General features: G+C 69.4%; 9 protein-coding genes. 5 read left to right on the top strand and 4 right to left on the bottom strand.

Annotated features, from left to right (window positions below; translation table 11 throughout):
* Positions 1 to 28: 28 nt before the first annotated feature.
* Positions 29 to 2,530 carry a putative peptide modification system cyclase gene (locus M0G41_RS05905; RefSeq protein WP_248206431.1) on the top strand — a complete coding sequence of 834 codons (2,502 nt, stop codon included), beginning with the start codon at positions 29 to 31 and terminating at the stop codon, positions 2,528 to 2,530.
* Positions 2,531 to 2,582: 52 nt separating this feature from the next.
* Here M0G41_RS05905 and M0G41_RS05900 read toward each other — a convergent pair whose 3' ends face one another.
* Positions 2,583 to 3,788: a putative peptide maturation dehydrogenase gene (locus M0G41_RS05900; protein ID WP_248206430.1), complete on the bottom strand. Its 1,206-nt coding sequence runs from the start codon at positions 3,786 to 3,788 to the stop codon at positions 2,583 to 2,585.
* Positions 3,785 to 4,030: an NHLP-related RiPP peptide gene (locus M0G41_RS05895; protein WP_248206428.1), complete on the bottom strand. Its 246-nt coding sequence runs from the start codon at positions 4,028 to 4,030 to the stop codon at positions 3,785 to 3,787. Before M0G41_RS05895 ends, M0G41_RS05900 begins: the two co-directional genes overlap by 4 nt.
* 92 nt (positions 4,031 to 4,122) lie before the next feature.
* Between M0G41_RS05895 and M0G41_RS05890 the strand changes: the two genes are divergently transcribed.
* On the top strand, positions 4,123 to 4,557 hold the full coding sequence (locus tag M0G41_RS05890; protein ID WP_248206426.1) for an ACT domain-containing protein: 435 nt from the start codon (positions 4,123 to 4,125) through the stop codon (positions 4,555 to 4,557).
* Positions 4,558 to 4,942: 385 nt separating this feature from the next.
* Entirely contained in the window at positions 4,943 to 5,323 is a 381-nt protein-coding gene (locus tag M0G41_RS05885; RefSeq protein ID WP_248206423.1) for a GFA family protein, read from the top strand.
* A gap of 10 nt (positions 5,324 to 5,333) precedes the next feature.
* Here the strand turns inward: M0G41_RS05885 and M0G41_RS05880 are convergent, their stop codons facing one another.
* Complete coding sequence (locus tag M0G41_RS05880) at positions 5,334 to 6,506, bottom strand: putative peptide maturation dehydrogenase (protein WP_248206420.1); 1,173 nt, start codon at positions 6,504 to 6,506, stop codon at positions 5,334 to 5,336.
* Between the two features lie 154 nt (positions 6,507 to 6,660).
* Between M0G41_RS05880 and M0G41_RS05875 the strand changes: the two genes are divergently transcribed.
* Positions 6,661 to 6,927 (top strand): hypothetical protein, encoded by a 267-nt coding sequence (locus M0G41_RS05875; RefSeq protein ID WP_248206418.1) that lies wholly within the window; start codon positions 6,661 to 6,663, stop codon positions 6,925 to 6,927.
* Between the two features lie 127 nt (positions 6,928 to 7,054).
* On the opposite strand, the gene M0G41_RS05870 is transcribed toward M0G41_RS05875, so the two are convergent.
* Positions 7,055 to 9,577 (bottom strand): putative peptide modification system cyclase, encoded by a 2,523-nt coding sequence (locus M0G41_RS05870; protein ID WP_248206414.1) that lies wholly within the window; start codon positions 9,575 to 9,577, stop codon positions 7,055 to 7,057.
* A gap of 242 nt (positions 9,578 to 9,819) precedes the next feature.
* On the opposite strand from M0G41_RS05870, the gene M0G41_RS05865 reads away from it, so the two are divergent.
* Positions 9,820 to 12,816: a bifunctional diguanylate cyclase/phosphodiesterase gene (locus M0G41_RS05865; protein ID WP_248206412.1), complete on the top strand. Its 2,997-nt coding sequence runs from the start codon at positions 9,820 to 9,822 to the stop codon at positions 12,814 to 12,816.
* The last annotated feature ends 112 nt before the right edge of the window (positions 12,817 to 12,928 follow it).

Raw genomic sequence — 12,928 nt, 5'->3', positions numbered from 1 at the left:
TTGTGCTGACTGGGTTCCAGGTGTCCTGATGCTCTCCCTGCTCGCCGAAGCTACGCGCGCCGCTCACAGCGTCCGCTGCGCCCTGCTGGTGACCGACCTGGTCGACAGCACGGAGCTGTTCGCCCGGCTGGGTGAGTACGAGGCGACCCAGTTGCTGAGCACGGAGGAGGAGGGCGCGCGGCGCCTTGCCCGGTATCACGGCGGCCAGGAGATCGACCGCAGCGATGGATTCCTGTTCGTCTTCGAACAACCCTGGCAGGCGGTAGCCTTTGCCCTCGACTACCAGCGCGAACTGGATGGCCTGTCGCGGCGGAGTGGGGTGGCGCTGAAGTCGAAGGTCGGCATCCACTGGGCCGAGGTCTACCTCACACGGCACGAGCCGGAGGACGTCGCGCGCGGCGCCAAGCCGGTCGAGGTGAGCGGGGTCGGCAAGCCGATCGCGGCGCGCCTGATGAGCGCTGCCCACGGGGGACAGATCCTGATCAGCACCGCAGCCCGCGAGGTGGCGGAGGCGGCCTGCGCCGAGCACCGTGCCGAGATCGGGGATCTGGACTGGATCGCCCACGGCCGCTTCCGGCTCAAGGGTGTCGACCTGCCGATCGAGGTGCACGAGGTGCTGGTCCGCGGCGCGGTGCGGCCGCGCGAGCCGCTGGAGAACAGCAAGGTGGTCTCACTGCGCCGCGAGTCACGAAGGCGCCTGCTGCGCGGCGGCGCTGCGCTGGCGGCCAGCGTGGCCCTGCCGGCCGGCGGAGTGGCCTGGTATCGCTACACGCGCTTTGAGTTTCCCAAGACCGGCTGGCTTGTGCTGGCCGACTGGATGGACTCGGTGGGCGATGCCTCGCTGGCCCAGGTGCTGGGCACCGCCTTCCGCATCGCCCTGGAGCAATCGCGCTTCGCCTATGTGCTCAATGGCGAAGCGGTGCGCGAGACGCTGCGGAGGATGCGCAGCGACGTCGAGCAGCTGACCGACCGCTCGCTGGCCATCGAGGTGGCCCAGCGCGAGCAGGCCAAGGCGCTGGTAATGCCGGCGGTGTCGAGCATCGACATCGGCCTGCGCCTGTCCTGCACGGTGATCGACCCGTGGAAGAACCGCCTGGTGCACAGCGTCGACGTCGCCATGCCCAGCGCCGAGAGCCTGACCCGCGCGCTGGACGACCTGGCGGCCGCCGTGCGGACCAGCCTCGGTGAGTCGATCGAGGCCATCGTCGCCGACTCGCGGCCGCTGGCCAAGGTGACCACCACCGACCTCACTGCCCTGCGGCTTTACTCGGAGGCCGAACTCAAGGTCCGCGACCGCAAGCCGTTGGAGGCCGCAGCCCTGCTGCAGCAGGCGATCGACATCGATCCCGACTTCGCCAGTGCACTGGCCAAGCTGGGTACGGTGCAGATGCTGTTCCGAATCGATCAACGCAGGGCCGAGTCGAACTGGCGGGCGGCGATCGAGCGCAGCGATCGGCTCACCCGGCGCGAGCAGATGTACGTCGAGGCCGCTCTATCCAACACCACCACGCCCGAGCTGATGCGGGCCCGCTGGACTGCCATGTACGCGGCCTTCCCCGACGATATGGCAGCCGGCAACAACGTGGCGTGGCTGGCGTGGAGCCACTACGGCCAACCTGGCGACGCACTGGCGGTGCAACGTCAGGTGGTCAAGCTGTCACACCCCTGGCGTTCAAGGGCCCTGCACAACCTGGGCTACATGCAGCTTGCCCTGGGCGAGATGGATGCGGCGGCGACCAGCCTGCAGGAGGCGCTCGAGCTGGAGGGCAATCCGATCCACTGGGGCCTGCTGCGACTGTTCCTGGTACGGGGCGACAGCGCCGCGGCGGCAGAGCTGATCGAGCGCTTTGCCCAGGATGCACAGACACCCTCGCTGGAAACCGAGCGCGTCGAGGCTGCCGTCCTGCATGCGGTGCACCGGGGCGATCTGGAGGCTGCGCGCCGCCTGGGGGCTGCCCTGGAACGTCGCAGCACGGAGTGGGACTTCCCGGCGGCCGGCCTGGTGGCTCATCGAGCGGAGCTCCATGCCGCGATCGCCAGCGGCGACCAGGCTCCGGCACGGCGCGCTTTCTCGCTGTTGCTTGATCTCCTGCGGGAGCAGATCGAGGCCGACGTCGGCGGGGCGATGTTGGTGCCTCGAGCCGACGCCCTGATGCTTGCGCTGGTGTCGGCGCGGGAAGTCTGGCCGGAGCAGGGCGCGGCGGTGGCGCCGCTGGCCACCCTTGACGGCCGCTGGCGCGCTTACCCGCTGCTGCAGGCCTTGCAACGGCTGAGCGAGGGCTGGCAGGCCCAGCGGGCCGGGCGCCATGACGAGGCGGTGTTGGCGGCGGAGGAGTCGCGGCTGAGGGCGCCCCTGTTCCTGTCCCACGAGCTGGAGCTTGAGGCGCGCCTGTCCCGTGGCGAAGCAATCGGCGACCGCGCCGCCACCCTCTCGCGTCGGCTCCACGAGGGCCTCGGAGAGTCCTACAACTATTTCTCGCTGCAGTTGCCGAATCTGATGTTCTGGCGTCGCTTGCGCGGCTGGGTCTGAGTCGCTCCCCCGGCAGCGCGATGTGGACGTGTGCGGCACTCCGGCAGTCGGGTCAGCGATCCGATCGGTGCTTGACGTAGTGCGAAAGGCGAAGCGCGGCGCCCTCGTCGCTGGGCCAGCCGGCACCCATCAGCGCGATGCAACCCTGGCCCACGCCATCCAGACCGAGGTCGCGGTCGAGGTCGGCCTCGTTGATCGCGCAGGTGAGAAAGGCGCCAAGGCCTTCGTGGGTGGCGGCGAGGTAGAAGGTCTGGCCGAGATGCCCGGCTTCCAGAAGGATCACCCGCAGCGCCTTGGGGTGCTGCGGGTATTTCCAGTGATGGCGGGGAAAGCGTGGCGCGAGCGCGACCAGCAGGGGCGCGCTGGCGAAGTAGCGCTGTCCGGCGCCGTAGACGCAGACCCGCTCCCGGGCCTCGGCCACGCCAAGGTGACGGATCGGCGCCAGACGGTGCTGGTCCGCGCGATAGTGGTACCAGCCTGCCGCCAGGCCCTCGACGTCGACTGCCAGGACATAGGCCTCGATCGGGTGCATCCCGCCGCCAGACGGCACGCTTTTGCGCAGGGCGGTCAGTCCGCCCCCGAGCGCTGCCTCGCCGATCACGCCGAAACTGCGGCGCAGAAGCCCTGCCACCTGTTCCAGCGACAGGGAGCGGTCGGTGCGGAACAGCCGGTGGGTTTCTCTGGCCTGCAGCAGGTTGTCGAACTCGTCCCTTGCGTGGCCGGGCAGATCGACAGCCCCGACTTCCTCGCCATGCCGCAGGCGATGGTCGGGCGCTGGTCCCTTGCGCGCGGCCAGCGCCTCGAACTGCATCCGGCTGCGGGCGAACGCATCCTGCGACGAGGCGGTGTCGGTGGGCACGTCATCGCGGGCCAGGACGCCGTCCCAGCGCGAGCCGAAGTGGTATAGCGCGGCCGGCGTCCACCAGTCCTCGAGTGCCGGGTCGGTGATCGGATCGCAGGCCATCAGTCCGAGGTCGGCTAGCCTGCGAATGACGGCCACGCGGCGTTCGCCGGACAGCCAGTCCGGCAGTGGGCGAGGCGTCGTCGGGGCCAGTGCCGCGAGCACCGCGGCCTCTTCGCCATCGATCTCGATCGGAGTCGTACGCCCGGGTCGCCAGGCCCGGAGCACCGCCTGCGGCCCCAGGTTCACCTCGCCTTGGAACAGGGCCGCAGGATCGAAGAACACCCGCTGCCCGCATTCGATGAACAGCGGATCGACGCGGCAAAAGCGCCCCGCCGCGTCGGCCGCCTGGTTCACTTCAGGAAGAAGAACATCGCCATCGCGGTCGGCGTGCCTTCGGCATGCGACAGCCACTGGGCCGAGTTGGCCTGGACCTCTTCCTTGCTGGGCAGGCGGATGGTGCCGGTCGGCAGCCCATCGGGGACGTGCACGCCCAGCTCGGCCAGGGCAGCCTTGGGGTCGGCCTCGAGCCGGGCGCGGAAGGCATCGTCGCTGCCCAGCTTGTCGAACAGCGCCTTGAGCTTCTGTACATCGGTCATCGTGGTCCCCCTCGTTCTGTGGAAAGCTCGCGCATACTCGCGGAGCGGCCGTGCCTTGGCAAGCCGCTCCAACACCCGCCGTTTGAGTGAAGATGCCTGCCGAGACGCCGCCTCCTGCCGAAACCCGCCTGGACGCCCTGCTGGCCGGCATGCGTCCGCGGCGCATGCCGGGACAGTACGCCTTCGTCTGCCTGCCGGGCGGCAGCGCGATTCCTGCCGAGGCGCTGGCGAGCTTCCGCGAGCGCGAAGGTCTGACTCTCGTCCTGCCGCTGGCCGAGGCGGAGAGTATTGGCTGCGAGATCATGCTTCGCGCCGCGTGGATCGTGCTCGAGGTGAATTCCTCGCTGGAGGCATGCGGCTTTACTGCGGCTTTTTCCCGCGCGCTGGGTGAGGCGGGCATTGCCTGCAATGTGCTGGCTGCGGTGCACCACGATCACCTGTTTGTTCCCATCGAGCAGGCCGATCGGGCGATGCAGGTGCTGCACACCCTGCAGGCGCAGGCCGGGGCAGACGTCCGGGGCCGCTGACCGCGCCGGGGTTGCCGACCGAATGCGGGCACTGGGCGCAAAGCAGACATGCATAGGGTGCGGCTGGCCGCACCGGACATAGCGTCCGAACGCCCTCATCGGTGCGCCCACGGCGCACCCTATGCGTCTTCGCCAACACCCAACGAAGCCCGACCGTAGGAGCGCACATGGGCGCGACCGCGGCGTGACATGTTCTCCACAGACCGCGGCCAGAGCGAACCTCCGCGGTCGCGGCCATGTCCGCTCCTACGAAAAGCGCGCCCATCCGAGGCCGCAGCGAACGGCAAATATGCGCCCACATTGACCATCTCTTGAAGCGCGCTCTGGCCTCCAGCGCGCCGAACGGGTTCAATGTCGGCCTGCAAGTCATGACGGAATTCGTCCCATGCTCCATCAAGGCGGCTGCCACTGCGGCGCGGTGCGCTTCGAGGTCGAGGTGTCCGACAACCCGGAGATCGAGGACTGCAACTGCTCGATCTGCCGGATGACCGGGTTTCTCCACCTGATCGTGCCCTTGGCAAGGTTCCGCCTGCTGCGGGGCGGCGATGCGCTCACTACCTATCGTTTCAACACCGGGGTGGCCGAGCACCGGTTCTGCAGCATCTGCGGGATCAAGCCGTTCTACGTGCCGCGATCCAACCCGGACGGCATGGACGTCAATCTGCGCTGCCTCGATAAGTGGCCGCAGGGCGCGCGCGTGGTGCCCTTCGATGGGCAGAACTGGGAGGCCAACGCCGCTGCGCTGGCGCACAAGAGCCGAGGCTGACCTAGGCGTTTCAGAGGCTGTCACCGGGCCAGACCCGGGCGAGCGGATCGAACTCGACCTCGCGTCGCTCCGCGGCACGATACCCGAGCCCGCTCATCGCCAGAACGCCTTCGCGACACGGGTCCAGCCCGAGTGCTTCGTCGAGCGGCCGTTCGTTGATTGCAGAGGTGACAAAGCAGCCCAACCCCTGCTCCGTTGCCGCGAGATAGAGCAGCTGGGAGGCGTGGCCGAGGTCGAGGCTGGCGGCGCGATAGGTCTTGGCGTGCTCGCGGTACTTCCAGTAGCTGCGGTCGAAGCGGCAGGCGAGAGCGAGCAGAACGGGCGCGCCGACGAACCAGTCCTGCCCCGCCAGCGCCAGCTTGCAGAGCGTTTCGATGTCTTGGTCGGGCGCCAGCTCGATCGGCTCCAGGGCATGGGTATCGGGCAGGTAGTGGTAGGTGCCGGGGTGGAGCGACTCGACCTGTCGCACGAACACGAACACATCGATCGGGTGGAGCCCGCCGGCCGAGGGTGCGAACTTCTTCAGCAGCAGATGCGGCGTGCCCGCACGGGCCGTTGCCTGCGCGCCGAAGGCCCGGTACAGGCAGGCGGAAAGCGCCTGGCTGGACACCGCCCGTTGGCGGTCGAAATTCCTGCAGGTGACCCGACGCCCGAGCAGCTCATCCAGCGCGTCGGCTGGTGGGGCGGGCAGCCGCAGTGGGGCTGCCGACGCCTGCCGGCGTAGCACAGGTTCGGGCGGCGTACCCTGCAGGGCAGTGCGTCGCTCGCTGCCGAGCGTCGCCAGCGCGTCCGCCGCCGCGCGCGAGTCGGCGTCGTGCCAGCGCGTGTGGCGGTGGAAGACGGCGCTTATGGCATGCCAGCCCACCTGGCGGAGGGTGTCGTCGGCCGCGCGATGTGCGGACTCCCCGTGCTCGGCGATGACCAGACCGATACGTATCAACGTCGACAACACCTCCGCCTGCGCCGGGTCGTCGGGTATCGGTTGCCAGGCGTGGATGGGAAGTCGACCAAGGGCGAGCAGCTGGGACTCATCGATCTCGACCGCTTCGTCGAGGTGCCCCGCCAGGGCGCGCCAGGCCGGTCGGACCCGCCAGGGCGCGCCGTCCTGCACCAGTCGTCCGGCGTCGAACTCCAGGAGTTCCGCGGGCTCCATGAGCAGGGCGAAACAGCGTCGAATCAACATCGGCGGACCTCGGAACGGGCTGCAGAAGCGCTTGGTGACGGGCCAGCGGGCGCTAGAAGAGCGTGGCGCCGCGGTGCAAAGTGCCGCTTGCCAGCCCTCTGCGCAGATGGAAGACTGGCGCTGCCAGGCATTCTGGCCAACTTAAGGGGGGATCATGGCAAAGGGCCTGACGCTGGCGGAAGCCCTGCGGGTGATGTCGCACATCACCGCATCGCAGGAAAATTACGATGCCTTTGCGGCGAACATGACGCCGGTCCTGGATTCGCTGGGCATCCAGAGCCAGGAAGCACTCAACGACTGCCAGAAGATCATGGGCGGCACCCTCGCGCCGCTGGATACCCTGCGGCAGAACCATGATGCGATGGTCGGCCGTCTGCTGACCGCGCACCTGGCCCAGATCATCCACAACCCGACCAGCTGACCGCCGCCGACGCGGCGGACGCCTGCGGCCCTGCGTCGGGCGTCGCCAACCTGTGTCGCGTGTCGAATTCTCCCGGCTGAGGGAGAAGGCGTGGCCTGAAGGCCGCGCCGCGCTGCCACTCCTGCTCTCAAGGGCCGATGGGCGCAGCGGTCGCGGCTCTGGCTGCGGCAGCCTCGGCCAGGGCGCGCACGTTCATCGGCTGCAGCACCATGCGGTGGTTGATCTCGGCGATGGCCCGCCCGCGGTTGGCCAGCAGCCAATCCGCGTGGCGCCTTGCCGCCTCGTCGTCCCCGGCGGCGAGGGCGCTGCGCAGGGCCTGATGGCGGACCAGGACCAGCGAGGTGTCGCGCAGCGACGACTGCAGGAGGTCCAGCGCGGCGGAGGCCCGGCCTTCCTGCAGGGCGACTTCCGCTTCCAGCACGCTGCGCAGATCGGCATTGATCGGGTGGGTTTGCGCCGTCTGGACGGTGGCCGGGCGCGCCAGAAGTGCCCGGGCCTCGCCAGGCTCGCCGTTGCGGGCCAGCAGGAGGGCCGCCAGCATGGCGCGGAATTCCCGCTGTGAGCGCAATGCCTCGACCTCGTCCTCGGTTTCGGTGGCCCCGAGGCGGGCGATCCCGGCCAGCGCTTCGGCGTCGGGAGAGGCGCCGGGCAGTGATGCCAGGACGAGGCGTTCCAGGTGCCTCAGGGCGGTCGAGGCCTCGTCGTCGCCCTGGGGCGAGCCGTCTTCCCACAGTTTGCGCGCCGCCTCGAGCCTGCCGGCTTCCAGCTCCACCGAGGTCAGGCGCAGCAGCCTCGAATAGCGCGACGTGGGGCGTTCGGCACGGGCCGCCGGTTCGCCGAGGCGCCGTCGTGCCTCCTCGAGGTCACCGCGGGCGAAGGCGACGTCGGCGAAGACAAAGAAGCTGTCCTCGGGGTCGATCTGCCGAGCCGCTTCCAGCTGACCCGCCGCTTCGGCCACCCGATTGCGGCTCAGTTCGATGGTGGCCAGGCTGAGATGGGCCGACCGCTGCAGTGCATAGCTCGGTCGCAGCGCCATCGACATGGCTTCGAAGGCCTCGTCGAAGAGCAGCAACTCATCGGCGGCCACATGGGCCAGGTTGGCGAAGGCCGGAAGATGATCCGGATAGAGCTCGCCCAGCGCTTTCCAGCGGCGGTAGGTTTCGTGCGGTCCCGACTCCAGCCAGGCCCGCACGGCGTCGACCTGCAATCGCTCGCGGGCGCTCAGGCGGGGGTTGTCGAGAGGAATCAGGCGGAGTTCCTCGACGGCTTTCTCGTAGTCGCCGCGGGACATCTCGATGGTGGCCAGCGAAAGCCGGGCAAGGTCGAAATTTCCGTCGAGGATCAGCGCCTGCCTGAGCACGGTGACGGCCTCCTCCCGCCGGCTGCCGTTGAGCAACTCGCGGGCGCGTGCGAAGGCCCGCAGCGCCTCGAGGCTGGAGGTCGATACCTCGGGAAGCGGGCGGGACTCCTCGGTGATGATCGCCAGGTCCTCGTTGAGGCTGGCGCGCAGGTCGCGCACTACGCGGTCCACCGAGCCCAGGGCCGAGTCGGCACCCACACCATCCGCCCAGGCCGCGTACACGGTGGCCCGCGAGTGCGGTTCGACCAGTTCTGCGGAGAAGCGCAGCCGGCCTCCGACCTCGGCGACCGTCGGAATGATCACCGCCCGCGCACCGCGGCGCAGGGCGATCTCCGCGCCGACCTCGCGGTCGATCGCGCTGTCCACCGGGATATCCTGCATGCGCTGCAGGGTTTCCCGAACGGCCAGCTCGGACAGCAGGTTGACGTGGCGCGACTGCTCGAGGCTGATCCTGAAGGCGCTCTCCAGTGCCGGACCGAGGTCGCCGCGGTCGGTGACGTTGCGCACATTGCCGAGCACCACCCAGTCGCGCTCGACAAAAGCGATCGCCGGTGTCGGCTGCAGCGCGTACCACAGCGGCGCAGCGATCAAGGCCAGCAACAGGGCGACGTAGACCGGTGGCCAGCGGTACCAGGGCCGAAGGCGCCGGGCCTTGATCTTGTCCCCCGGTGGATGCGGCGGATTCGCTGCGGTTCCGACCTCGAATACCGGCATCGGGCGCCCGACTCCGTGCAGCCGGTATGGGCCGTGCTCGCACCAGCGCGCCTGCCATTCGGGGGACAGCTCGCCGCGGGCGCGCAGGGCGAGGCTGTAGGCCGACTCCGAGAGCAGTACCTGACCAGGGTCGGCAAGGCTCATCAACCGCGCGGCGATCGCTTTGGCCAGTCCCTCCACCTCTACCGGCTTGGCGCCCGCGGCCACATCGGCGCTGGCATTGCGCCAGCTCAGCAGCTCGCCGACGTGGATACCGACGCGCGTGCGCAGCTGCAGCCCGTTGTCCTCGCCGAGCTTGCGCAGCTGCTGCTGGTAGTCGAGGGCGAAGGCGACCGCTTCGATCGGGCGCTCGAACAGGGCGAGAAAGCCGTCGGTCTTGTCGATCTCCTGGCCGTGGTGGCGAACCAGCGCCTGCCGGGCGATGCGGTCGTGCTGGCGCAGCACCACGCTGGCCCGGGCATCGCCGATCCGCTCGATCAGGGCCGTGGAGTCGGCGAGGTCGCAGATCAGTACGCAGCGAAGCCGCGCCGCGGAGGGCGTCAGATCGACTGCGACAGAGGCTTCGGGAGCCAGCATTCGGACCTTTCCGGAAGGCGTTGCCGAGTCCGGATTCTACCCAGCCTGGGCCGCGGCGGGTGGGCGCGGGTGGTCTGATCCCGACGGGGGCGCGACCTGCGGCGGCCGACACGGTAGCATCGATGCACTGATCCGATCGCCGGCAGGGGACCGATGCCGCCGCACCCAAGCTGTGCCTGCCCAGCACCCCGAGTGCTGCCTCGCTGGCAGATCGCCCGCGCGCCCCGTGATGGGTCAGCCGAATGAGGTGGCCTGGCGGAGAGCGGCCCGAACTGGGTCGGGGGCTGGTGGTGGCCAGCGCCTACGTTGCTCTGGGCGTGCTGGGCGTTTCGCTGCCAGCCATCGGCGATTTCGTCGCGCTGCTGTGGTTGCCCTCGGGCATCGCGCTGGCCGCGCTGCGCCGCTGGGGGCGGCAGTACTGGCCTTTCGTCTGGCTGGGGTCGTTCGCGGTCAACAGCTGGATCGGCGGCGACCTGCTTGCTGGCGCCTGGATCGCCTCCGGCGGTACCGCGGCCGCCTGGGTGGGTGCGTTGCTGCTGCGCGGAGTGCGCTTCGATACCGATGCCGTCTCGGCGCGATCGCTGTGGTGGCTGGCCCTGCCTGTTGCGCTCGGCTGCTCTGCACTCGCCGCGATCAACGGCTCGCTTGCCCTTTGGGTGCTGGGCTTCCTGCCCGCCTCGGACCTGGCGCTGGGCATGCTCGGCTGGTGCCTGGGGGACGCCGCCGGGGTGCTGCTCGGCGGGCTGCCCCTGCTGGCGGTGAATCGCGAGGTGCTGGGCCGGCCGCGCGCCTGGTCACGGCGTTTCGAGTTGGCCCTTGGGTTCGTGCTGGCCATCGCCATGGCTCTGTCGCACGATGCGCTGGCCTTCGCCGGCGTGGACCTGGGTGTCCTTCCAGCTGCCCTGGTGGTCTGGATGGGGCTTCGGTTCGGCCTGTTCCATAGCGCGACGCTGGCCACCACGCTGGCGGCCACCGCCGCCCTGGATCTGCTGTACCACCAGCAGGGCGAGGCGGTTCGTGACTTCGAACAGCTGTTCGGACAGTGGATCGGTGGCGTGTCGAATGCCGCCGTGGCGATGGTCATCGCGGCACTCACCGCAACCCGCGAGCAGACCCTGCAGGCGCTGCGCCTGAGTGAGCGGCGCTACCGCGATCAGATCGAGCTGGCGACCGAAGCCATCGTCGTCTTCGATGTCGGCGCCGGTCATTTCGTCGAGGCCAACAAGCCGGCACTGGAGTTGTTCGGCATGAGCCGGGCCCAGCTGCTGAGCAGCTCGCCGGCGACTGTCAGCCCGCCACTGCAGCCGGATGGCCGGGAAAGCGAGGCCGCCGCCGCGGCCTATCTGGAGGAGGCCATCGCGGGGCGGCCGGTCAGCTTCGGCTGGGAGCATCGCCGCGCCGACGGCAGGCCGGTGCCCTGCGAGGTATGGCTGTCGCGGCTGCCTGATCCGGAGCGGGTGCTGATTCGTGCCCTGCTGACCGACGTCACCGCGCGTCGCGAGGCCGAGCGCATCGAGCGCGAGAACGAGCAGCGCTGGGCGCTGGCCCTCGAGGCCAGCGGCGATGGCGTGTGGGACTGGCACATCGCCGATGGCATGGAGTTCCTCACTCCGCGCCTGAAGGCGATGTACGGCTACGCCGAGGACGAACTGGCCAACACTCCGCACGCGCTCGATTCCCGCACCCACCCGGACGATCTGGAGGAGATGCAGCGCGCGCGCGAGGCGCATTTCTCCGGCGCTTCGCCGTCCTACGTCAACGAGCATCGGATCCGTTGCAAGGATGGCAGCTGGAAGTGGGTTCTCAGCCGTGGTGCCGTGGTCAGCCGTGACGCCCAGGGACGCCCCCTGCGCATGGTCGGCACCCATACCGACATCAGCGAGCGCAAGCAGACCGAAGAGCTTATCTGGCGCCAGGCCAACTTCGACCCGCTGACCGGGCTGCCGAACCGGCGCCTGTTCCGTGAGCGCCTGCAGGCCGAGGTCGAGCGCTGCGACCGTGAAGGCGGGGCCCTGGCCGTGATGTTCGTCGACCTCGACGGCTTCAAGGAGATCAACGACACGCTCGGCCACGAGAAGGGCGACCAGCTGCTGGTCGAGGCGGCACGGCGCATCCGCGACGAGCTTCGCCTGATCGACGTCGCCGGGCGGCTGGGCGGCGACGAGTTCACCGTGCTGATGGTCGACCGGCCGGAACGCGAAGAGGTCGAGGACCTATCCCGCCGGCTGCTCGACGCGGTCAACCAGCCGTTCCTGATCGACCAGCAGCGATGCTTCGTCTCCGCGTCGATCGGCATCAGCCTCTATCCGGACGACGCGCGCAGTGTGGGGGAACTGTTCAAGCATGCCGATCAGGCCCTCTACGCGGCCAAGGACCGTGGACGCAATCGGACCAGCTATTTCTCGCGCGATCTCGAGGCGGCCACCGAGCAGCGCGTGCGCATCGCCAGGGAGCTGCGCTCGGCGCTGGCCGATAGTCAGTTCAGTCTTCACTACCAGCCGATCATCGATCTGCGTTCGGGCGTGCTGCGCAAGGTCGAGGCGCTGATCCGCTGGCAGCACCCGACCCTGGGTCAGGTCAGCCCGGCTGAGTTCATCCCGGTGGCAGAGCAGGCCGGCCTCATCAACGAGATCGGCGACTGGGTGTTCGAGACTGCGCTCACCCAGGCGGCCCAGTGGCGCCGATCGCTGCATCCTGAGTTCCAGATCACCCTCAACGTCTCCCCGGCCCAGTTCCGCGCGGAGGACGCCTACCTTGCACGTTGGCTGCAGCGGCTCCGCGCCGAGCCGCTGCCCGGCCGGGCGCTGGTTCTCGAGATCACCGAGGGCCTGCTGCTCGACGCCTCGGCCAGCCCCGAACAGCGCCTCGAGCTGCTGCGCGAGGCGGGCCTGCAGGTGTCCATCGACGACTTCGGCACGGGCTACTCCTCGCTTTCCTACCTGCACCGCTATGCGATCGACTACGTGAAGATCGACCAGAGTTTCGTCAGCGGCCTGGAGCGCGACCCACGCGCGCTGGCGCTATGCAAGGCGATCATCGCCATGTCCCACGCGCTCGGCTTCCAGGTGGTGGCGGAGGGCGTGGAGACGGGCGGCCAGCTGGCCCTGCTCGAGTCTTCGGGCTGCGACTTCGCCCAGGGCTACTACTTCGGTCGGCCGGTGCCGGCGGCGGATCTCCCGGACAGCCTCGGCCGCATCGAGCAGCGGCTGTGGAGCCATAGCGCTGCGGGGGCGCCCTAGCGCCGGCGTTGATGTCCGAATGCGGCGAGCGCGCGGTCGGCGAGCGGGGTAACGTGGTCTCGCCCTTCGCGCCCCGGTGCGGGGGCCGTGACGCGGACGGCGCCGCGTGACG

The organism is Pseudomarimonas salicorniae (assembly GCF_023156535.1).
Classification (GTDB): Bacteria; Pseudomonadota; Gammaproteobacteria; order Xanthomonadales; family Xanthomonadaceae; genus Pseudomarimonas; species Pseudomarimonas salicorniae.
Note: the sequence above shows the minus strand (reverse complement) of the source record. Positions and strands in the feature narration are given on the sequence as shown.

Bases quoted from the DNA above. Each gene is read 5' to 3' on its own strand.
- M0G41_RS05905 (WP_248206431.1), top strand. From the start codon at position 29: ATGCTCTCCCTGCTCGCCGAAGCTACGCGCGCCGCTCACAGCGTCCGC.
- M0G41_RS05895 (WP_248206428.1), bottom strand. From the start codon at position 4,030: ATGACCGATGTACAGAAGCTCAAGGCGCTGTTCGACAAGCTGGGCAGC.
- M0G41_RS05890 (WP_248206426.1), top strand. From the start codon at position 4,123: ATGCCTGCCGAGACGCCGCCTCCTGCCGAAACCCGCCTGGACGCCCTG.
- M0G41_RS05885 (WP_248206423.1), top strand. From the start codon at position 4,943: ATGCTCCATCAAGGCGGCTGCCACTGCGGCGCGGTGCGCTTCGAGGTC.
- M0G41_RS05880 (WP_248206420.1), bottom strand. From the start codon at position 6,506: ATGTTGATTCGACGCTGTTTCGCCCTGCTCATGGAGCCCGCGGAACTC.
- M0G41_RS05875 (WP_248206418.1), top strand. From the start codon at position 6,661: ATGGCAAAGGGCCTGACGCTGGCGGAAGCCCTGCGGGTGATGTCGCAC.
- M0G41_RS05870 (WP_248206414.1), bottom strand. From the start codon at position 9,577: ATGCTGGCTCCCGAAGCCTCTGTCGCAGTCGATCTGACGCCCTCCGCG.
- M0G41_RS05865 (WP_248206412.1), top strand. From the start codon at position 9,820: ATGAGGTGGCCTGGCGGAGAGCGGCCCGAACTGGGTCGGGGGCTGGTG.